Annotated in this window: 22 protein-coding genes; 3 read left to right on the top strand and 19 right to left on the bottom strand. The window is 58.5% G+C overall.

From position 1 onward, the window contains the following. Positions 1-586 precede the first annotated feature (586 nt). Positions 587-1,288 (top strand): replication initiation protein, encoded by a 702-nt coding sequence (locus tag AWB72_RS27125; RefSeq protein ID WP_244285771.1) that lies wholly within the window; start codon positions 587-589, stop codon positions 1,286-1,288. Positions 1,289-1,525: 237 nt separating this feature from the next. Here AWB72_RS27125 and AWB72_RS28690 read toward each other — a convergent pair whose 3' ends face one another. From AWB72_RS28690 to tnpA, 7 genes are all read right to left on the bottom strand, one after another. Beyond that, the gene (locus AWB72_RS28690; protein WP_143754693.1) at positions 1,526-1,795 is read right to left on the bottom strand and encodes a hypothetical protein; all 270 of its coding nucleotides are present in this window, start codon (positions 1,793-1,795) and stop codon (positions 1,526-1,528) included. Positions 1,796-1,957: 162 nt separating this feature from the next. Then, positions 1,958-2,359, bottom strand: coding sequence for a surface-adhesin E family protein (locus AWB72_RS27120; protein ID WP_087129011.1), 402 nt, complete (start codon positions 2,357-2,359; stop codon positions 1,958-1,960). 253 nt (positions 2,360-2,612) lie between these two features. After that, a complete protein-coding gene (locus AWB72_RS27115; RefSeq protein WP_087129010.1) occupies positions 2,613-2,852 on the bottom strand; it encodes a type II toxin-antitoxin system HicB family antitoxin in 240 nt (79 codons plus the stop codon). 30 nt (positions 2,853-2,882) lie between these two features. Then, positions 2,883-3,530, bottom strand: coding sequence for a division plane positioning ATPase MipZ (locus tag AWB72_RS27110; protein WP_087129008.1), 648 nt, complete (start codon positions 3,528-3,530; stop codon positions 2,883-2,885). 720 nt (positions 3,531-4,250) lie between these two features. Then, complete coding sequence (gene tnpC / locus AWB72_RS27105) at positions 4,251-5,843, bottom strand: IS66 family transposase (RefSeq protein ID WP_087129006.1); 1,593 nt, start codon at positions 5,841-5,843, stop codon at positions 4,251-4,253. Positions 5,844-5,872: 29 nt separating this feature from the next. Further along, the gene (gene tnpB / locus AWB72_RS27100) at positions 5,873-6,244 is read right to left on the bottom strand and encodes an IS66 family insertion sequence element accessory protein TnpB (RefSeq protein ID WP_241269968.1); all 372 of its coding nucleotides are present in this window, start codon (positions 6,242-6,244) and stop codon (positions 5,873-5,875) included. Next, positions 6,241-6,627 (bottom strand): IS66-like element accessory protein TnpA, encoded by a 387-nt coding sequence (gene tnpA, locus AWB72_RS27095; protein ID WP_244285770.1) that lies wholly within the window; start codon positions 6,625-6,627, stop codon positions 6,241-6,243. Before tnpA ends, tnpB begins: the two co-directional genes overlap by 4 nt. 93 nt (positions 6,628-6,720) lie before the next feature. Here tnpA and AWB72_RS27090 point away from each other — a divergent pair, with 93 nt between their 5' ends. Both AWB72_RS27090 and AWB72_RS27085 read left to right on the top strand, forming a co-directional pair. After that, complete coding sequence (locus tag AWB72_RS27090) at positions 6,721-7,275, top strand: hypothetical protein (RefSeq protein ID WP_143754692.1); 555 nt, start codon at positions 6,721-6,723, stop codon at positions 7,273-7,275. A 298-nt stretch (positions 7,276-7,573) separates the two neighbouring features. Continuing rightward, positions 7,574-8,347, top strand: coding sequence for an HNH endonuclease (locus AWB72_RS27085; protein ID WP_208863192.1), 774 nt, complete (start codon positions 7,574-7,576; stop codon positions 8,345-8,347). Positions 8,348-8,918: 571 nt separating this feature from the next. Here AWB72_RS27085 and AWB72_RS27080 read toward each other — a convergent pair. The 12 genes from AWB72_RS27080 to AWB72_RS27020 form a co-directional block, all read right to left on the bottom strand. Next, the gene (locus AWB72_RS27080; RefSeq protein WP_087129002.1) at positions 8,919-9,161 is read right to left on the bottom strand and encodes a type II toxin-antitoxin system CcdA family antitoxin; all 243 of its coding nucleotides are present in this window, start codon (positions 9,159-9,161) and stop codon (positions 8,919-8,921) included. Between the two features lie 939 nt (positions 9,162-10,100). Beyond that, positions 10,101-13,247 carry an error-prone DNA polymerase gene (locus AWB72_RS27075; RefSeq protein WP_087129000.1) on the bottom strand — a complete coding sequence of 1,049 codons (3,147 nt, stop codon included), beginning with the start codon at positions 13,245-13,247 and terminating at the stop codon, positions 10,101-10,103. A 12-nt stretch (positions 13,248-13,259) separates the two neighbouring features. Continuing rightward, positions 13,260-14,723, bottom strand: coding sequence for a Y-family DNA polymerase (locus AWB72_RS27070; protein WP_087128998.1), 1,464 nt, complete (start codon positions 14,721-14,723; stop codon positions 13,260-13,262). Further along, positions 14,647-15,360, bottom strand: a complete 714-nt coding sequence (gene imuA, locus AWB72_RS27065; protein ID WP_087128997.1) for a translesion DNA synthesis-associated protein ImuA — start codon at positions 15,358-15,360, stop codon at positions 14,647-14,649. The genes AWB72_RS27070 and imuA overlap by 77 nt, the downstream gene beginning before the upstream one ends. Positions 15,361-15,664: 304 nt before the next feature. Then, positions 15,665-16,297 carry a hypothetical protein gene (locus tag AWB72_RS27060; RefSeq protein WP_143754691.1) on the bottom strand — a complete coding sequence of 211 codons (633 nt, stop codon included), beginning with the start codon at positions 16,295-16,297 and terminating at the stop codon, positions 15,665-15,667. Between the two features lie 59 nt (positions 16,298-16,356). Next, positions 16,357-16,671 carry a hypothetical protein gene (locus tag AWB72_RS27055; protein ID WP_087128994.1) on the bottom strand — a complete coding sequence of 105 codons (315 nt, stop codon included), beginning with the start codon at positions 16,669-16,671 and terminating at the stop codon, positions 16,357-16,359. 103 nt (positions 16,672-16,774) lie between these two features. Continuing rightward, on the bottom strand, positions 16,775-17,101 hold the full coding sequence (locus AWB72_RS27050) for a hypothetical protein (RefSeq protein ID WP_087128993.1): 327 nt from the start codon (positions 17,099-17,101) through the stop codon (positions 16,775-16,777). 45 nt (positions 17,102-17,146) lie between these two features. Next, a complete protein-coding gene (locus AWB72_RS29580) occupies positions 17,147-17,854 on the bottom strand; it encodes a DUF2283 domain-containing protein (protein ID WP_244285769.1) in 708 nt (235 codons plus the stop codon). 54 nt (positions 17,855-17,908) lie between these two features. Then, positions 17,909-18,997 (bottom strand): BPSL0761 family protein, encoded by a 1,089-nt coding sequence (locus tag AWB72_RS29005; RefSeq protein ID WP_087128992.1) that lies wholly within the window; start codon positions 18,995-18,997, stop codon positions 17,909-17,911. A gap of 17 nt (positions 18,998-19,014) precedes the next feature. Continuing rightward, entirely contained in the window at positions 19,015-19,335 is a 321-nt protein-coding gene (locus AWB72_RS27030; RefSeq protein ID WP_143754689.1) for a hypothetical protein, read from the bottom strand. A gap of 125 nt (positions 19,336-19,460) precedes the next feature. Further along, entirely contained in the window at positions 19,461-20,114 is a 654-nt protein-coding gene (locus AWB72_RS27025) for a hypothetical protein (RefSeq protein WP_087128988.1), read from the bottom strand. Between the two features lie 116 nt (positions 20,115-20,230). Then, on the bottom strand, positions 20,231-20,767 hold the full coding sequence (locus AWB72_RS27020) for a GIY-YIG nuclease family protein (protein ID WP_087128986.1): 537 nt from the start codon (positions 20,765-20,767) through the stop codon (positions 20,231-20,233). Between the last annotated feature and the right edge of the window lie 119 nt (positions 20,768-20,886).

Here is a 20,886-nt window from a genome sequence, read left to right as displayed (position 1 = left end):
CCCGCGCCTATGCACGGCAGGGCACAAGCTCACATGTACCTAGGGGAGCCATGAACTGCGTCTTTTTCCGGGTTGCCTTGGCGTGAAGGTTTTTAGATAGTTTTTTCTTGTTTATAAGAGGCTGTGAGCCTTACCCCGCAAGGCTTTGAAGGATGCTATTGCGTCTTTTTCCGGGTCAACTACGTCTTTTTCCGGGTCTGTGCGTCTTTTTCCGGGCGCTATCCACAAGCAACCGCGGCCCTCTTCTTGGGAACTTGGTTTCTTGCTTGCAAGCAACCTTCCAAGCAAGCTTGGAATCAAGGAATCAAGGAACCAAGGAACCAAGGAATTAAGGCATCGCATGAGGTATGGATGGCCATATGTATGCCCAAACGCCGGACACAGGCAGGCGGGCAGGAAAGTAACTGTACTGATCTCTGTATTGCGTCAAGTTTCGGGTAATTGCGTCATGAGATTTTATTGACGCAATGGGGCGATTGCGTCAGAGTCTCCGCACGACGCGGAGGAAGATGTGAGCAGCAATGTAGCGAAGACAGCGAATTACTTGCTTGGCCTTAACCGACCGGCCGGCGATCGATGGATCTCTATGAGCAACGCCCTTACGCGAGCGGGACAGGGACTGACTTTGGCCGAAAAGCGCATCGTTGCCGCGGCGGTCAGCAAACTGGATAGCCGTCGAGCTCCACAAGGCGGTGAGACGCCCATTACCCGGATCACGGCTACCGAGTACGCGGAGACGTTCCACGTCGACCCCAATACCGCATACGAGCAGCTTCAGGCTGCGGCCAAGACGCTCTACAGTAGATCGATCACTTTTTATGAGGCCGCGCATCGTCGCAACGGCGCCCCACTTCCACCGACGAAGGTTCAAATGCGTTGGGTGGGGATCGTGAAATACCAAGTCGGTGAAGGATGGGTGGAACTTCATTGGTGGCCTGACTTGCTGCCCCATTTAACTGCGTTGAAGGGACAGTTCACGACCTATCAGCTTCAGCAGGCGTCTGCGCTGCGATCGATCTATTCCTGGCGGCTGCTCGAGCTGCTGACGCGTTTCAAGTCGACCGGATGGGCCGAGTACGACATCGACGACTTTGCTACCGCGATGGATGCCACTGAGAAGCAGCGCGAGAACTTCAACAATATCAAGCGACGCATCATCGAGCCGGCCGTTGCGGAACTCAACGCGAAAGACGGCTGGATCATCGAATGGGAGCCGATCAAGGCGGGTCGCAAGGTGAAGGCTGTCCGTTTCACGTTCGAACGCGATCCGCAGGGCCGGTTGCTATGACCGGACTAGAAAGCGTGGCCCTTGAAGACGTGGCCGCAGCGCGAGTCACTCGATGTATGCTCGCGCTGCGAACGGCGACCCGGTATCAACTCGCGCGACTCGTGGCCCGCCGCGGCCCGGACTTTCCTCCGACGGACTTAGGCGCGGGGCTAACGACTGCCCGAACCGGAGCGCAACCTCTCACGAGGAACGCTGTGACGTGTATTTTCCCGGTCTGGTAGCGATCCTCAATGAGAGTCAGGCGTCACTTTGACGCAACCATTCACTGGCGCGCCGAAAGCCCCATATGCTTGCTTGGACAACGAGCGGCACCGCTGCCGCGATCACGACAGCAACGAGTTCCGGATTGTTGTTGATGAAACCGCCAGCGGCACCTGTTGAAGAGTGGGTTGCTGCTGGCGTGCTGGTGTCGTGAGTCGGGGTGCTGTCGAACGAGGATGGTGGCTCGCTATGAACGGCCGGATTGAAGTCCCAAGGCTCGTGATATGCGCGCTCTAAATAGTCCATGGCTTCTCGTTCTGGTTGAGAGGAAAACGCGATCATCCTACCTACATTGCGTGCGCCGCCCGCACAAAAACCCCGCCACCCAGGGCGGATGAAAGGGGCGTGTTAGCGTTTCACCTATGGCGCCTGCCGCTGGCGGGCATGCTGCAACGCAAGATTGGGCGCTTACGTTCCCGGGCGGCACAGCGTCGTCCAAATGGCTTCACCCATTGAATCAGGGATAACCTCGGATGGTTCTGAATAACCGCCCATTGTGAAAACGGGGTTTCCAACTAAGTACCAATAGGACGGCCCAACGGAATTCATGCGGGTCTTGCAGTAGACCAGGGTGAGATACTTATGATCGTCATAGGCCACCCCATTTGAGAGCTTCATTGGGATGACTTTCGGGCGCTCCTGAATCCAGGCGCGTACTGTGTCGTTTTGCCCCTTAACGATTGAGTCCGTATCAATCAGGTATGTGCTCACATTGCTTTGCGCTGACAACATCACCCAGTTTGCCCCTTGCGCCACCCCGAACACGGTCAACCCCACCAGCACCACCATTCCCCGTAGTGTTTTTTTCATTGTTGCTCTCTTCTTCGTTGTCGTTCAAATCATCGAGCGGACACGCAGCGATCCATTCACAGCGCCGCGCTTCGCTGCACTTCTAGTCACATTGCGCCCATGCCTGGGCGTCGTCGCCAATGCCGGATACATCGGCAAAAAGCTGCACTAACTTTACCCACCGTCCTGCTGTTGTGCACTGGTACATCAAAGCCCCCCTTCGGGTTAGAAAGAAGGCTTCAGCTTGGCGTCACGACTTTTGGTGGGCCACGGTCTAGCCGATCTCCTGCGCGATCAGCCCGCGCACCAGCTGCGCGATGGTCATTCCGTTTTCGACGGCACGCAATTTAAGCTGCCGATGCAATTCAGGGTCTAGGTCAAGATTGAGGCGAACCGGCTTAGGCGGTCGCGTGCCGGCCTGCGATTGAACGAGGGCGGCACCGGAAACGAATTCTTCGCGCGTGGCTGGCTTTTCCGTGCGGGTTGTGTTGCTGGAAATCTTAAATTTACTCATTCACTCAACTCCAATGAGTTAATCATCAACTCAGATTGATGGCTCTAGCTCGAAGAATTCCTGAGCCAGCAATTGGATTTCGGCGCGCGCCTGGGAGTTGTCCCGTTCCACCACTCCTTGCCCACTAAGCAGTGCATCCCGATAAGCCTTGCGGTCGCGAATGATGGTATCGGCCAGCTCCAGTTGGTCGAACTGTGCCATCAGTTCGCGGGCGTCTTCCACTTCACGAATCACCGGGTTCGATGGAGCCATCGACAACACCGCCGACGCCTTCAATTCAGGGTTCAGCCCGCGTGCGAGGGCGATCAACTCATTAACCTTAGGCAGCGTTTCCAGGTCGGCTTGACTGGCACGCGTCGGCACTAACAGCAGATTGGCAACCGCCATCGCCGAACGCATTTCGCGCGAATCCCGGCCCCCTGCATCCACCACGATGACTTGATAGCGGCGCGCCAAGTCTCGTAGCGTGGCGGCCACGTCGCCCGTGCGCTGGACGCACGGAACGGGGGGAGTTATGCCGGCTTCGTCGCGGCGCTCGATGAAACGGGCGCACGTCGCTTGCCCGTCCGTATCCAGCAGCACCACGTCTACGCCGTTATGCGCTAAATGAACGGCTAGATTGCTGGCGATGGTGGATTTCCCCACGCCCCCTTTTTCTGCACCGACTAGAACAATCATGGCAGCCTCTGAGTTGAGTAAATGAGTTGATTATCTGAGTTGAGTGCGAAAGGAGTCAACGATGACGCTAGCGCTCGTTGCGTCTAGGCAACTGCCAGAAAGTGCAGTAGTGGGCTGGAGCGCCTGAATAGCTACGCGCGGGCGCGCGATACCTGTATGCGGAATCGATGGCACGCTCCTCGCTGATGCTGCCGGCGAACTTTGCCAATCTCTATGAGAGAGCCGCCCTTAACAGAGCATCACAGCTAGAAATTTTTAAAATTTTTCGGGGCCCTGTCCGCTACCACGCGACGCGATGGGACCCGTTTCGGTGTTCAAGCTGGTATGCCGGGGGCAGAAAAATCAATGCCAGCGGGGAATTTTTTGTCCGCAGCTGGAAACAAGAGCTCTGCGCGACGGGGCAATGTAGGCGTGTATCACCCCGACGACAGGCTGGCTTGGTCCGGATTTGCCCGGTTTGCCCGTTTTCGGTCCTTCTGGCCAATTGGCATCCGGTCCGTTTTTGCCCGCTCCACCTATAGGTAGCGGGCAAAAACGGGCCAATCCGGGCAGGCAGTTATTTATATGAGAGAGGGTCCGCTTTTAGGGCCGACTTCCGGTTTGTATAGAGGGTCGCACGGTGCGATGCCAGCTGTCGGCACGCTGTAAATTATTTCGCCCTGCACCGGCCCCTGCGGGTAAGCGTGGCTCCAGCGACGTCTTGACTGGAGACTGAGATCTTTAGAGCGCGGTGCGGATCTGATCGGCGACGACCCACGGTGTGAGTTCATCGATGCGGTTGATCGCATGCCCCGCGATGCGCGCGAGCACGAAGCGCAGATACGCCTCTGGATCGATGCCGTTGAGTTTTGCGGTGCCAATGAGGCTGTAGATCGCGGCGGCACGTTCGCCGCCGGAGTCTGCTCCAGCGAACAGATAGTTGCGTCGACCGATGGCCACCCCGCGTAGCGCGCGCTCGACTGGCAGGTTATCGATTTCGAGCTGGCCGTCATCGCAATAGCGTGTGAGCGCTTCCCACCGGTTCAGCGCATAGAGGATCGCCCGGCTCGTATCCGATTTGCGCGAGAGCGTCTCCAGCGTCGTTGTGAGCCACGCGTGGAATTGATCGAGTAGCGGTCGCGCATGCTCCTGGCGATGCGCACGGCGCTGGTCGGGCGGCTTGCCCCTGATCGTTTCCTCAATCCTGTATAGTGCGCCGATACGCGCAAGCGCCTCGGTGTTCAACGCATTCGGGCGCGCTGCGTGCAGTTCATAGAACTGACGTCGAGCGTGCGCCCAACAGGCCGCCTCTGTGACGCGCCCGGTTTCGTAGATGGCCTGGTAGCCGCCGTATGCATCGGCTTGCAGCGTGCCGTCGAATGACTTGAGATGCTGTCGCGGATGGATACCCTTGCGATCTGGCGTATAGGCGAACCACACCGCGGGCGGCGTCATATCGGCCGATGTACGATCATCGCGCACGTACACCCACAAGCGACCGGTCTTCGTCTTGCCGTTACCCGGTGCCAGCACTGGAACCGGCGTGTCGTCGGCGTGGAGTTTCGTCGCCGACATCACGTGTCGACGCAGCGTTTCAACGAGCGGCTGCAGCAGCGTCGAAGCGTGACCGACCCACTTCGCAAGCAGCGAGCGATCAAGCTCGACGCCTTCTCGCGCGTACATCACCGACTGCCGGTAAAGCGGCACATGGTCTGCGAACTTCGAGACCAGCACGTGTGCCAGCAGCCCTGGGCCGGCGAGACCGCGTTCGATAGGACGACTGGGTGCGGGGGCCTGTGAGATGTTGTCGCAACACACGCACGCAAACTTCGGGCGCACATGACGGATAACCCGGAAGCTTGCCGGTACGTACTCGAGTTGTTCGGCAACATCTTCGCCCAGCAGCTTCATCTCGCCACCGCAATCGGAGCACTTCCCGGCAGATTCGGGCAAGTGCGTCCGGAGCTCGCGCGGCAGATGTTCAGGCAGTGGCTTGCGCGGCGCTTGTTCCACGGCCGCGCGCGGCGTCCTAGGGATTTCGACCGGCGTCGCGCCTTCGTCGGCCTCAAGTTCTTCGAGGCGCAGTTCGAGTTGCTCGATCTGATGGTCCAGTTTCTCCGACTTGCGGCCGAACTGCATGCGGCGCAGCTTGGCAATGAGCAGCTTGAGGTGTTCGACTTCGGCGATGCGTGAAGCCAACGCAGCTTGTTGCGAGTCGACAGTTTCCTGCAGTTTGAGCACTTGTGCGTCGCGCTCGCGCAGCGTCGCTTCCTGGCTGAGCAGCATGGCCTTCAGCGTTTCGACATCGTCGGGAAGTGGGCTCGCGCGCGTCATGCAGGCAGTTTACGCGCCCGCAACGACGTTTACAACGCCGAGGTCGGTCGTGCCGTTCTCGTCGGTTGCCGCCAGTCGATGCCTTCCAGCAGCATCGACAGTTGCGCCGGGCTCAGGCAAATAACGCCACCGTCGGCCTGCGGCCATACGAAGCGCCCCTTCTCGAGTCGCTTCATCAGCAGGCACATGCCATCGCCGCTCCACCACAGCACTTTGAGCAGGTCGCCGCGTTTGCCGCGAAACACGAAGATGTGCCCGCAGAACGGATCCCGTTCGAGCACGGTCTGCACCTTGGCGGCGAGACTGTTGAACCCGGCCCGCATGTCGGTGACTCCCGCGGCCAGCCAAACGCGGGACCCGGACGGCAGGCCAACGGCGGACGGCAGCATCAGCAGGCTCATCGGGCAAGGCCCCGCATGATCTTGATCAGGGTTGCGATGGGCGTATCCGCGCTCAGGCGTAGACGGACGTCGCCACATTCGACCTCGTACATGCTCGCGCTGTCCGACGCTGGGCACGCCGGTACTTCCGGTGAAGACTCAGCCACTGCCACTGGTAGCCAGTTGAGCACAGGCGCCTCTGGCAGCGTGACGTCGGGCATGCCGAAATCGCCGGCAAGATAATGACGACGCCATTTGAACAGCAGATTGGCGTTGATGTCGTGCTCGCGAGCGATGAGCGCGGCCGACGCACCCGGCTTGAGCGTCGCCTCGACGATCTGCCGCTTGAACTCGACAGAAAAATTGGGCCGCTTCGGCCGTTTGGATTGAGGAGAGCTGTCCACTGTTGCGTCCACCATTCATTTGGTGGGCACCAAAGTAGCCAAACTCAACGACGAAATCTACACGGTAATGAAGACGCGCTTACAGAAAAGCTATTGGCAGAAGAATTCAAGCAAATGCATGAGCACCTTCGTCAGCGGGAAGTAGCGATGACGCAATTGCTTACTTTGATGACAACGGGCGTAACGACAGCAACCGGTGCAATTGCGGCGTACGTCTTCCAAATCATTTCATCGTCACCGGAGAGAATCACATGGTGGCACTGTTACCTGCTCCTTGTTCCGGTTCCATTTATTATGTTTGGAATGAAAATGCTGACGGCTCATCGCGACGATATCTTTAAAATTGGCTATTACATTAACGTATTCTTCGAGGAACGGTTCAGCGGCCCTGCATGGCATATTCGCTTGGCTCATTTGCGGTATATGGGAGAATCACAAGATCCGGCTGTGTACGTCGCATGGACGCTGTTCAGTTTTAACTCCATTCTTTTCGTTATCTCAATCTTCATCTGGACAAAAGAAGTTAGCCCTCATGCATTGGTGATAGTGCCGGTATTTTTTGTAATGTTGTGGCAAAGCAAGCAATTCTTAAAGAACAGGGACTACATTAAAGATGCCTGGATCGATGTTCGAAATAACGAAGGGTAAGGGGTGAAGGTTGCTTGATGGGACCACGTCCCGCCGGGCCCGTTCCGGTCATTCGGGCACACTGTGCCTCGAGGTCCACGTCAGCACGGGGGACATCGCCCTTCGCATCCGGTGAACGGCGGCTTTCGAAAAGCCCGACGTGCGGTTTAGGGTCGGCTACGGTCTTCTTTAGCCCAAGGCGCAGCATTGTGCCTGTTGGGACGAGGAACTATCTAGCGTCGGCAATGATGGGATAAAGTGCTGAGCTGAGAAAGCAAATCTCTCAACCGGTCGAGACGAACCTTGCTACGAGACAGCTATGCCCAATCGCGAGGACTTTAACGACGACGAAGTGAAGATCGCGTACAGCATTGCGCGTGGCGTCGCTCGCGGAGATCTGACGCGGAGTGCCGGAAACCGACTCATCATCGAAAAGCTCGGCGCGAAGCCCTATACAGCTGCGCAATTTACAGAGGCCTATCCGGCGATGCTCGACGGCATTCTCTACAAGAAAACATTGAGCGATCTTGCCGTGAACATCTACGTCGAAGCCATCACCGCCGAGCACGGTTTGGCGAAGCGCGTGTTGGCGCTGCAGGCGGTTCTCAGAAACATCGAGTTCTGGGAAAAAAACGAAAGCGAACGACTCGGCAGGCGGGCTTTCCGAAAGAGCCAACGCGCGCTTTATCAGATGTTGCTCGCCGCTACGCCCTTAAACGTCGTCTACCCCGACGACGTTGTAGGGTCGAAGACCTATTCCGAAGGTGCGGTAACGCAAGTGCTGGTCAACCGCTACGAACGAGACCCAGATGCAAGGGCCGCCGCGATCGCGCACTACGGTTGCAGGTGCTGTGCGTGCGGGTTCGACTTTGAGGCGAAATATGGAGAACTCGGGCGTGGCTTCATTCACGTGCATCACATTGTCGATCTAGCCACGATCGGCGCCGAATACCAAGTGGATCCGATAAAGGACCTGCGCCCTGTATGTCCCAACTGCCATGCAATGCTTCACACGGATAAGCCAGCCATGGACATCAGCGTTCTGCGGGATTTGATCGCTGCCACGATTCGCAGACCTGACGCCGTGCGCTAAGTCAGTTTTGGCCGAGTACAGGCAGCCGACGTGACAGCACGGATGGCCGCTGTGCCTTGGAAGCGGCCGTCGTGCAAACGCAGCCGCGTATGACCGAAGAGGGTCGCAAGTACGCATTGGCGTTGGCGAAACGCGTCGCTCACGGCCGATTTGGTGGGAACGGCCGGAGAGCGTTGTAGAGCCGACATACCCAAGCCTACATCTGAACGTCAGCAATGGCCGATAAGCGTGGATGAGTGTCGGGCGGTTCTGGACTCAACCGGTCCGTTCGAGTGTTTGAGACCTTCGAAGGAAAGGCCCGCGAAATACAAATGTTTCGCCTAAGTGGTCGTCCGTAAGCGTAGGCAGCCAGTTTCTGCCGCTCGGCTCGGTCATAGGATGGCTAACACGCCATCCGTCGTGTCCATCAGGCTCTCCAACGAGCTCAATTACACGGTTTGATCGTCATACCGGCGCGCCTGTAGGCGAACGTTTCGGAACCGTACCTATGTATTTGTCCCGCCGAGTTGAGCGGATATTCAACAGGTCGCAACGTATTGTTGGGTGCGGATAGACATCGAATTTATCTATTTCAGAACATCCGGAATTCATCGAGCGGCAGGCCGTTTTGCCGCACGTAGGCGTTGTAGCATGTGATCGCTTCCATGTTCTCCTTCGCCCAAATCTCGGCACGCTTGTACGACACTGCTCGAGCCGGACCCGCTTCTGCCGCCTGAGATACCTTTACGCCGAGATCCTTGTCCTCCACGAGTAGGGCTTCCTTCAGCGAAACGTTCGTCGCTGTCTTCGGGCCTGGGGTGTTGTTGACTGCCATAGTGCGTGTCTCCCTAACAAACCGATGCCTCTATGGTGTCACGAACGCCGAAGATCCGGTCGGTAGGCCCGCCGTTTGTGCCGGCGTTCGCAACGTGGTTCGCGCTGACGCAAGCCTGACGGCCCTTACTGCTTGAGCCAGTACTCCGTTTCGTGCAAGGGGCCCTGGCCCTGCACGGGGAAGGAAAAGCTCGCTCATATCGGCGGGCTGAATCCACATCGACTGGGACATGGAGGAGACAGAATCAGTATAAATCCGCGATTGCCGTATGCAAGCGCTCTGGCTCATCGCAGCAATGCGTGCACCGGGCGCGCCGTTTCCATCGCTTCAGTCCGGACGACGTACTCATGAAAATCACCGCTTCCCTAGCCAGGCCGAGCGCGAAGCTCGATTTGTCGACGCGCAGCCGCTGGCGCGGTACGCATTGACGGTCCATCACGGCCTCGCCCTGGCCGCGGAATTCCAGCCTTGAACTGAGACTTCGTTGCGCGACGCGGTCATCGCAGTGTCCGGCGCGCGGACCGGACGAACGGGCCCTTCCCGGGCCGAAAGAAGGATACCAAGTGAATCGTCTTGGTCGCCGTCAAACCGGCATTCATTATTCCGGCGAACCGGCTCCGGACGCCATCAGTTCGGTGAATGCCTCTCGAGCTTGCTGGAGTTCAGCCAGAGCGGCCGTAAGGCGAGCGAGAAGCAGCGTTGACGGACCGTCGCTTTGCTCGTGTCGATAATAAGGCTCGATTGCAACAGAGGCAGCTTGCACTTCACGAGCAGCTTCGGCTATACGAGCAACTGCCGCAGCCTCGGCACAAATTTTTCTAGCTTGCCCCATAGTTCTCTCCTGCTGAGGCGTTCTCTCGTAGACTCGCAGACGGTCGTGCCATCGGTCACCATCTTATGTGCAGATGAGTCGGAGCCACCGATCTTGCTATTTGTCTCTCAGCAGAAGTTCCGACTCACCGTGTTTAAGCCACCAAGCAGATGAGACATGTCTACGAGCCGCTGCGCAACGAGGTGTCGAACCTCGCCTTCACATTGCCACGTGCCATAGACGCCTAGCAACGCCGCACCGAGAGCCTCACGCCGCTGGCGTTCCAACAGTGACGGCCAGATGATGACGTTCACGTTGCCGGTCTCATCTTCAATCGTCACGAACATGACGCCTTTCGCCGTACCGGGTCGCTGCCGTACCGTGACTAGGCCGCAGCCCCGGGCGAGCCGACCATTGCGGTACGTAATCAGAGTCGAGGCCGGCATTAAGCGCTGCTCGAGTAATGTCGGGCGTAGCAACGAGAGCGGGTGACGTCCGAGTGTAAGGCCTGTCGAGTTGTAGTCAGCGACGATGTTCTCTGCCTCCGACGGCGCGCCAAGGACCGGCGTCTCATCATCGATGCGCGCTTCGGCAAGGATGTCGCGGTCCGGGACCGCCGCGACTGATTGCCAGAGCGCCTCGCGCCGGTTACCGGCGAGCGAAGAGAGTGCATTTGCTGCGGCCAGCACCTGGAGGTCACGCCGGTCCAGTTGCGCACGCCTTGCAAGGTCGCTGACGCTCGAGAAGTGTTTCACGGCTCGCGCTGCCTCGATACGCTCTGCCGCACCATCCTTCATGCCTTTCATGAGCGAGAGTCCGAGGCGCACGGCCACAGAGCCGTCAGCTTGTTTCTCCAGAACGGAATCCCACCCGCTGATGGTTACATCAACGGGAACGACCTTCACTCCGTGACGCGTGGCGTCTTGCAACAGTTGCGACGGAGAATAGAAGCCCATCGGTTGACTATTGAGCATCGCAGCGAGGAAGGCGGCGGGTTCGTGACATTTCAACCAGCTGCTTGCATACACGAGAAGCGCAAAACTAGCTGCGTGGCTCTCCGGGAAACCGTATTCGCCGAAGCCGTGGATCTGCTGGAAGATGGACTCTGCGAATTCCTTATCATAACCTCGCTGCAGCATGCCTCCAACGATACGGTCATAGTACTTGTCCAAGCCTCCTTTGCGTTTCCACGCTGCCATTGCCCGGCGAAGCTGGTCGGCTTCGCCCGGCGTGAAACCAGCAGCAAGGATGGCGACCTGCATAACCTGCTCTTGGAAAATAGGCACGCCAAGCGTTCTACCGAGCGCTGTTTTCAACGCTTCGCTTGGATAGCTCACGGGCTCAAAGCCTTGGCGTCGTCGCAGATAAGGATGAACGGCGCCGCCCTGAATAGGACCGGGACGCACAATGGCAACTTCAATAACGAGGTCATAGAACTCGCGCGGCTTCATGCGAGGCAGCATGCTCATCTGAGCACGCGACTCAATCTGAAAGACACCCACTGTATCGGCGCGCGAAATCATCTCGTACGTCGCGTCGTCTTCAGACGGAATGTCCTGCAACTCAAACCGCTCGCCACGTTGCTCAGAGACGATGTCGAGCGCGCGCCGGATGGCCGACAACATACCGAGCGCAAGCACGTCAATCTTGAGAAGGCCGAGCGCTTCAAGGTCGTCTTTGTCCCACTGGATAGCGCTGCGGTCTTGCATGGCGGCGTTCTCCACAGGCACGAGCCGCGTAAGTTTGCCGCGACTGATGACAAAGCCACCAGAGTGCTGAGACAAATGGCGTGGGAAGTTCAGTATCTGCGCGGCCAGCGTCGCCCACATCGCAATGAGCGGATTCAAAGGGTCGAGGCCGGATTCCTCGAACCGCCGGAGCAGGTCCTGTGAATGGTCGAACCACTGGTGCGATTTAGCGACCTTGTCGACGATTTGGGGGTCGATGCCGAGCGCCTTCCCTGTTTCGCGCAGTGCCCCGCGCGGACGGTAAGTCGAAACAGCAGCGGCAATCGCGGCGCGGTCGCGACCGTATTTGCCATAGATGTACTGGATGACCTCTTCACGACGCTGGTGCTCGAAGTCGACGTCGATGTCAGGCGGCTCGCCTCGCTCTTTCGAGATGAAACGTTCGAACAGCATGTTGCCGCGAGAGGGGTCGACCTCGGTCACGCCGAGGCAGTAGCACACGGCGCTGTTAGCAGCGGAACCGCGCCCCTGGCAGAGGATGTGCTGGCTGCGAGCGAAGCGGACGATGTCATAGACGGTGAGAAAGTAGGCCTCGTATTGCAGTTCACGGATGAGCTGCAGTTCGTGCTCAATCTGTTCCTGCACCGCGTGCGGGATGCCGGACGGGAACCGACGATGTGCGCCGATGTACGTTTCCTGTCGCAGGTAGGCCTCGTGAGTGAACCCCTCGGGGACGACTTCGTCCGGGTATTCGTATCGAAGCTCGTCCAAAGAGAAATTGCATCGCTCCGAAATATTGAGCGTTTCGGACAGCGTATGCGGTGGATAGAGATTCGCCAGCCGCAACCGCGAGCGCAAATGCCCTTCTGCGTTTGGCGCCAGGTCATAACCGCACTCGGCAACGGGCTTCCCAATGCGGATTGCCGTCATCGTGTCTTGTAGCGGCTTTCTCGACCGCACATGCATGACGACGTTGCCCGTCGCGACAACCGGCACGCGATACTGGTCGGCGATGTATTCGACCACGCCGCGGTGGATGTCGTCCATCGCGCGTTGGTGCAAGGTGAGCCCGACCCATGCCCGCCCGGCAAAGACATAGTTCATCCACTCAAGTTGAGCCGCGAGCGCGTCTTCCTTTGCGGGGAAATCTGGCACGAGAATCGCGAGGCAATCGGGCATGCCTCTTAGATGTGCGTATTCTTTCTCGGGCCTCGCGATGTCATTCGGTGTGAGCAGATACTCGCCCTTGGCGGCCCGCATGCGGCCCAGCGTGATGAGCTCAGACAGGTTGCCGTAGCCATTGCGGTTTTGAGCCAGCAGAATGAGCCCGAACGCCGGACTCCTGTCTGCATTCACAAGCCGGAAAAACGAGCCAATGATAAGCGGGAGCTTTTCTTCTTTCGCCTGGACGTGAGCGCGCACGACACCCGCCAGCGAGCACTCATCGGTAATAGCGACGCCGGAGTAGCCGAGCTGCGATGCGCGCAGCACCAACTCCTCCCCGTGCGACGCGCCACGTAGGAAAGAGAAGTTGGTGAATGCGAATAGCTCCGCGTAGTCCGGCAACGCCGACGAGGGGAAGTCCACGACGACACCTGCTTATCCGAACAGGCCGTGGAGGAACCATCGGACTTCTTCCGTCTTCACGCTCGGGCGTTCGCGGTATATCCAGTAGCAGCTCTTGTCGCTCGCCTCGGCGACATAGTAGTCGCGTGTCACCAACTCGCCATCATGCCAACCTGCTTCGATTCGTTCACCGGTTGAGACGAGTTTGAGCGGGGAGCCGTAGAAAGGTCGATGATTCTTCATCATCAAGCGTAGCGGCTCGTCGAGCAGCCAGGTCGGACGCGGCAAACCCTCCGGTGGCACCGACAACTTCGCGTCATCCTGGACGGACACCCATCGGTTCGCGAGTTCGGGCCGGTGGTCGGACGTTGGCGCCGGGCGCAGCACATTTTCAGCACCCAGTCTTGCGACCAGCAGTTCAAGGAGGCGGTTGTGGTCCTCTGCCGAACCGCCCGGGTCCGGGAATAAGTCCTCCGACGGCGGTTCAGCGGGTTGGACCTTCGACGCGGTCAAGCGCACCGCGATAACTGCCGCCTGTAGTTCCGTGCGCCCAAGCCGCTCTTTCAGCAAACGAACGAGATGCTCCTCGTGCCAGGTTGGCTCCGCGAGCGCAATTTCCAGGACGGTCGGCTCGACCGCCTGTCGACCGCGCTCGTGTTCGAGCGACACCGTCGCGTGCGTGAGCGCAAGCTGTTGCGCGCTAAGCCAGCCGCAGAGCTGCACGATAAGCCGACGCGCCGAGAACAGCACCGCTTCGGCATGCTCGACACGGTCCGGGAGTTCGGTGCGCGCGCTGAAATTCGGCGGGACCTCGAGCCATTCGTAGAGCTCGGGGGAAAGACCATAAGCGCGGTCAAGTGAATCCAGCATATCGACACCACATCTCTTTTTTAGCCCAGCGCGCGGCAGGCGCCGGATGTCACTCAACGCTCGGCAGCCGAGACCGTGGAACCAGTCAGCGAATGCGCGGACTTCCTGTACGACCATGAACGGCAACGAGTCGAGATGCCGCTCGAGCGAGCGCATCTTGAGTACGCGGCAGCGACCGCCCTTGGCAAGCAGCCAGGCGCCTTGCCCGGTCGGCGCCACGCTCATGCGAACCGTTACGCCTATCGACTTCACGACGCTTCGGATTTGCGAACAGACGCTTCGAATGCCGCCGAAGAGTCGCAGGCTGGCGGTCACGTCCATGACGATGGTTTGTTCGTCGCATACCGCGACCTGTGGGGAGAAGCGCAGCAGGCCGAAGGCGACTGCGCGCTGCATCTCCGCCTCAAGCTGGACGCTTCGGTCATACACCGCAGCGTCCGGGGCAAGCGTCGTCACCCCGCCTCGTTTCATCCCCGGTAGAACGCCTGCTTCTCGTGCCGCCGCATCCATCACAATCACCTTGTCGCGCTCAAGCACCGCACACCCGTGTTCAGTCGGAGGTAACCACCTCGGACGAAACACCTCCAGCGAAAGCCGGGGCAGGAAGATGGCGACGAACACGGCCATAAGGGCTCAAGAGAATCGGCGATGGTTGGAGTGAGACGGACAGCTGTTCGATTTTGGTTGGGCCTCGTCGCTTCACCACATCGACGACGAGGCCGCCATCAGCGGGCCTCACTCCAAGCCGCAGCGTTGCTGGCGACGCGTCTTGCGCACTCGCCAACGGCCGGATGAGCACGAGCAAAGTTTCGGTCGCTTGGGCAGCCAGGTGAAGACGCCGCAGAGCTTCAGCCCTGATGTGCTGCTGCCAGAACACCAGCGCACCGCAACTTTTGGCTTGCAGCACGCGTTCGGCGCACCAGAGGGCGTCCGCCGTCTTTGACGCTTGCAACCTCAACAGCTTGTTCAACGGCAACCCGAGATACGAGAACGCCAACGCGTTTGGAACGTGCGGCGCCTGCAGCAGCACGACGGGCCGTGTACTGCGTTCCATAATTGCCGGCTTCAATAGCCGCATCTCGCCTATTCCCGGCTGCTGGACAAGCAACTCCACCAGCGCGCCCAGCGGCCAGCCGCCGCCCGGCAACTCAGCTGACAGCGCAGCGTACCCCGTGTCGACCGTCTTGCCGTATGCACGCGCGAGCTGAGACCCGCGCCAGAGGCTGGGATGAATCGACTCGATGGGTTGAGGCAAAGCGGCCATCTTTCTGAAATACTGTATGGATGTACAGTATCGTAAACCAAAAATGGGACCCATGAACTGGCCCTTTTAGTTGGTACTCATAGCGCGATTTGCGAGTCGGGATCGGAGTTCGCGAGGGCTACACCCAGCCTTTCTTTCGATCTCGCTCCGCACCGAGCGCGCGACCGCGGGCGATAGAGAGCATGTAGGCGCGAATACACGCTCGTGGGAGTGAAAGCCGCGTTGATGTTTGCGACCATCTTGAATCGCGGACGAGACTTAGAAACGTCCGTGAATCGCGAGGCCGCGACCTGTACCGGCACGTTCAAGCTTCATAGGTCCCGCGCATTCGGCGCGCAGCCGTCAACACCTCATCCCGGCGTTTTAGCGCATCCTTCGGGGCAATAGGTTTCGTGCCATCGACAAGGTCGGCAATCCACCCACTGGGGTAGTGAAACCAAGCGGCGGTCTCCCACGCATCCGCCACTTCGCCAATTTCCTGCAGGATGTCCTTGATGATGGGAAGGGGCCGATACCCGTCGTCGAACTGATATCGCGCGAAGTAATTCGTCCCGTCGTAGGACACCGCGAAAATATGGCCTCGCCGCTTCCAGTCACTGGCCGGACGCGATTTGTTTCGTGGCGGTGAAGCTTGCAACCGATTAATGTCCTCGGAGGTGAGCCACTCTCCTTGCTCAAACACCGCCTGCATCGTCTTTCGACGCAGCACCCGCTCCTCGATCAGTCCGGCATCTGGCTGCGTCAGCCTTGTGATTAACTTCGCGAGATCGTCCGCTCTGGAAAGCAGGCTCGCGCTAAGGTCCAAGCCGATCGCGCAAATTGCCTGCTCAACGCCGGATTGAAGTGAAGCCGCCAAAGCCGGACTCAAGCCACGCGGCAACGGCACGGTGACAAAGAGATTTGCCGACTCTGGCTCTGACTTACTCAACTTCTTCACGTCGACCTCCGCCTGTCGCGCACGCAAACGCTGGCTTTTTGCGAGCGAATGCGAATTCGTCACCAAGCCAATAGGTGCCGTAGTCGTTGGATCAGCCACGTCGTCTCTGACGGGCTTGTCCAGCCCTTACGTTGCACAGCGGCGGTGACGCGATCAAGCACCGCTTGATGCGGGTGCTCTTCAGCGTCCTTCAATGCGATCGCGCAGAGCTGATGGGCGAGGTCTTCACAAACCTCGTAGCGCTCAGCTCTTACCTCGTCGGAAGATTCTTCCCGATACTTTCCGTCCTGGCATAGAACCACGCAGACCTTTGGTTGCGCGCCTGCGACGACGCCGGGTGCGGCACGAGGGAAATCGTTGGGGACTTCAATCATTAGTACCTCCGCAGCACCGCGCTGAAGTGTGCTCGTGCACGCAACAACATCGATACTACGTCGAAGCCCTGTTGGTGACCGCAGGGGACGCGAACGATGTTGCTCATCTCTTCGCCTTTGCCTGCGCCGCCCGGCACAGCACGCTCTCGAGCGGCTTGCGATCTTCGCGCCGACCTTCGTCCTCCGCGGCCGTTCCCTCTCCCATGGACTCCAGTGGTGGGATGACGCCGCCTACCGAAAACAGACTCGGGCCATTAGTCTGCGGACGGACGAGCTGAGCATGCGTCTCAGCGTCGATCACGAATGCGCGCGGCGTGCCGTCCTTGTCCCGCAGCACCTTGACACTGTCGGGACCCGGCCCATCAACCATCTCACGCATCAGTGCGCCGAGCGTGTCGATCAAGGCGTCCTCCTTATCCGGAACGATCATGCGTTGTTTCTTTTATATTGACTGTGCGACCCATCATGCGCCCGATCATGGCTCCTCCGACCCCGGGATCGGCTCCGTGGGATCATCGTTGGGGCCGACGGAGCCGCGGTGCCGACGGAGCGCGTCGAGGCGCCGACGCAGGTGCCTGCCTTTGTTTGGGTCACAGACGCTCTCCCACCGATCAGGCGGCACAATTGACGCCAGCCCGAGCTGAGTCGCCGTCTTGGTAGGCAGTCGCAACACCACCCTGGCGCCGCGTTCACGCGAGCAGGAGTCACACGCGAGCAACTCAACGCCGATATCCTCGAGATCCAAGTACACCACGCGCGACTCGCCGAGCTCTTCGTAGAGGTGCCAAGCCGGTTCATCGCCTTCGGATGCATGAAAAGCGAGAGTTGCCTTTGTGCTCATGGGGTTGCTCGCTTGGCGCGCGACGGAGGGTTTCGGAGAACACTCCGGGGTCGCTTTTTCGTGGTCCGTGCCGATGCTATCAGCCCATGCGCGGGCCTCCGACATCGGTACCAGATGTCCGGCAGTCACGTCGTCCAAACCTTCCTGAGTCATGCGGCGCTGCACGTCCTCGATAGGCCAGAAATTATTGGCCTTCGCGTCGAGGATAGTGATCTCCGCGAGGCCTGTCTCGGAAAATCCCAAATTGACGTTCCAGCCGTGAGAGACGTCTCGGACGATAGGCGCGTCCGAAAACGTGATGTGGAGAATGTCTTCGTTTTGGTCGTAGTCGATCCTCATCATGTGCACACCTCGGAATCCAATGCGGATAAACAACATCGTCGCGCGGTCACTGAACTATCCATGCACCGGTCCTACCACATGGTCTCTCGCTGCTTCCACCACGGCTGCCGGGTCCGATCCGAGCAGCTCGCGAGGACGCTTGCCACGAAGCAGGGCGTTTGTTGACTCGAACCAGGAGGCGACTCGGAATGGCCGGTAGCCCTTGAAGATCTTCAAGACCTTTGCTACTTCCGGAATCGGGTTGCCGAGCTCGTCAAAAACGTACAGAGGGTACAGGGTCTGTCCGGCTCGCTCGATAGAGAAGATCTTCCCAGCCTTCTTCCACCTGCGCGTTGCATCCAGAACGCTCGATGCGTTCGAATCGTCCCTGCGTCCAATCATCTCGGCGGTCAGCCACTTGGTATTGTTGAGCACAGCGTCCACCACTCGCTTCTCCATCTCAGCGCGGGATGGCTCCAACAATGCGACCGGAGACGCGTCGATAAGCGCCTGGAACGCAACGCTCTCCTGCTCACCGACCTCGGCGCGTACCAATGCGCAGGAGTCGACTACCCATGCAGTTGCCATCCGCTTCAGCCTGCGATATTTCTCGTTGTCGTCAAGACATGCGAGCGGCGTGAAGCCACCGAGGTCTTTTCTTCGTGAGGTCAAGAACAATAGTCGATACTTCTCGGGCAGTGGCTCGATGATTCGGCAGACCGTGTATAGCCGGCGTCGGAACCTTTGATGTACGAAGATGGCTGGGAAGTACTTATCCCGATCGATCTTGACTGAAAAGATGCTTCCTTGCGAATGTAAGCGACGGAAGTGAGCGGAACTCAGTTGTAGCGTCTCTCGAAGAGCGTCTCGCGAAATGAGCTCCCCTGACTCAACTTTGGTTCGCCAGTGCGCCAGCTCCAGCCCCGGGTCAAACTCCGAAAGCCCAGCAGTGCTGACAGGACTTAAAGATCCGACGAACGTTTCGGAAAATATTGTGGGGGCCCTCGCTGCTGCAATGGACATATCCATGTCTCCCGGGTAGTGCCTCAGGATTCCGATGGCTCGCAACTTTAAGGCTTCAGGCTCAAGTCGCCCTGTCGTTATTTCCATCAACAGTTCACGAGCCTGCCTCACGGCGCGCGCTCTTTCGTGTGGCGTCGTCATGTCGCGCCGTATTGCGGTTAGTTAGGGTCAATGTCACTAACAAACGGCTGGCTGTCGCGCTTCAAGTCGATCGTACCGTTCGACAAGATAACAACGCGCACCTGTCGCTGACGTACATACCGCCTCGAGCGCTCCTCAATATCGCGGTCATTTCCCGGGTAGAAGACCGAGTACCCATGCCCCGGTTGGCTGCTTTCTTCGAACGTCCAAGCCTCCGTCGGAACAGTGACGGTCGCAATCTCATCCGCTTCGTCGATCCAGGACCAAGCCTCGAGAAACAGGACGACGCTGTCGGGGTCTACGTTGGACAGACGCTCTAGCAGTTCACGAACCTTCATAGAACACTCCATCGTCAGCAAAAACGTCCTGGCGCCGAACACGCAAAAATGGACCACCCTCTATTGCCTGTGTGTTCTGCACCGCGCGTCAGGCGACGCTGACTTCCGTAGCGCGCCAACGAGCGTTAATTCGGTGATCTCTTCATGAAGCCTTCGGCGGCCACTAGTACTCTCTTAACCTCTTTGTTCGCGAGAAGCTGAAGTGGCGTGGAGCCACCCTCCGGCCCAATCGGTGTGGTGAAAAATTCCCACTTTTTCGATCCGGATGCATCACGCAAGCGACGGATGACCCTCGCGAGGTCATTGCGGTCGATCACGGACGGAAGAAAGAACGCAGGAATGTACGACTCCCGCCCGACGTCAAAGCTAAAGAGCCGGCCCGACGCGACATTCTTGTTCAGCTTTTTCTCTGTCAAACCCGCGGCCTCGCAAAAGTCGATCGCGCGCAATATCTTTCCCTGTCGAACCAGTGACAAGCCGTCCGAGCTTCCCAATACGGTTGCGTTTGGCGGCCCATGTTCCGTCGTTCGACGTTTTGAGGCTCGGTCAATGCGCCTGCTGAGGCTCTGTTCTTCATTGCGAATCGCGGGAAGGTCCAAGTTATAGATCGTTGCCACGCCTACGACTTCCCATAGTTTTGTCTTAAAGCGTCGGCCAATCTCTGCATCGGAGAAAGCAAGAAGCGCTTTGGCACCCACTGGGTCGAAGATAACGGCGGCGATTGCGGCGCGACGGATGACATGTTCAATTCGAGCGTTCTCGAGCGAGGTATTGGTCATCTCATCACCTGCACCGGTTCGCAGTCGATACCTTCTGTTTCGAGTCGATGGCACGCACTATCCGATGCGCGACGCTTCCGTGTGCCCCTATCGGCCTAAAATTTCTCTGTTAGCTATCACGATTCGCCGTCCCCGTCGTTCTCGTCTCTGTTTTGTCCGTGCTCTTTGAACAAGTCATCGCCGTACATAATGTGATTTAGCACTTGCATCAGGGCCTTGAAATGGTCTTCGTTGTATGTCTCGGGGTTGTGAATTCCAAGCTGCTTTAGGTGCTGGCGGACGCGCGGACCACCGACAGGGTCTGTCCATATAGCGTCGATGCGATCGAGAAAGAACTCGTAGTTCTCGTAGTGAAGATCTCCTACGTTCACAATCTTCGCCAGCATTTGATCAAGGCCTAGTCCGCAAAAGAACTCTCGCTGCTTTGAGACGCGATGCACATGAAGTTCCTTGTGCACATCGCGCTCGTAGGCTTGTGCCGAGGGGTGATGGAACGTGCCAACAATATAGAACGGTGTTGGCACACCCGGGGGGCTGCTAAGTTGGAAAGCCCGAGCGACAGGGTTGCCACTGCATCCGATCTTGTAGATGCCCGGCATGGATTCATTAGCCAACACGTACAGGTGGTCAATTATGATCATGGCTTTCGGCACACTCCCGTTATCGAGCGAGCATCACTGCATTACAATGTCTAACACTAGTCGACTGCGTCATTGATTTTGCACCGGACGAATCCGACGCGAAGGGTCGTCATACTTCCATTTGACGGGCT

It is taken from the genome of Caballeronia concitans (assembly GCF_001544615.1).
GTDB classification, from domain to species: domain Bacteria; phylum Pseudomonadota; class Gammaproteobacteria; order Burkholderiales; family Burkholderiaceae; genus Caballeronia; species Caballeronia concitans.
This window is presented reverse-complemented; position numbering and strand designations above follow the sequence as displayed.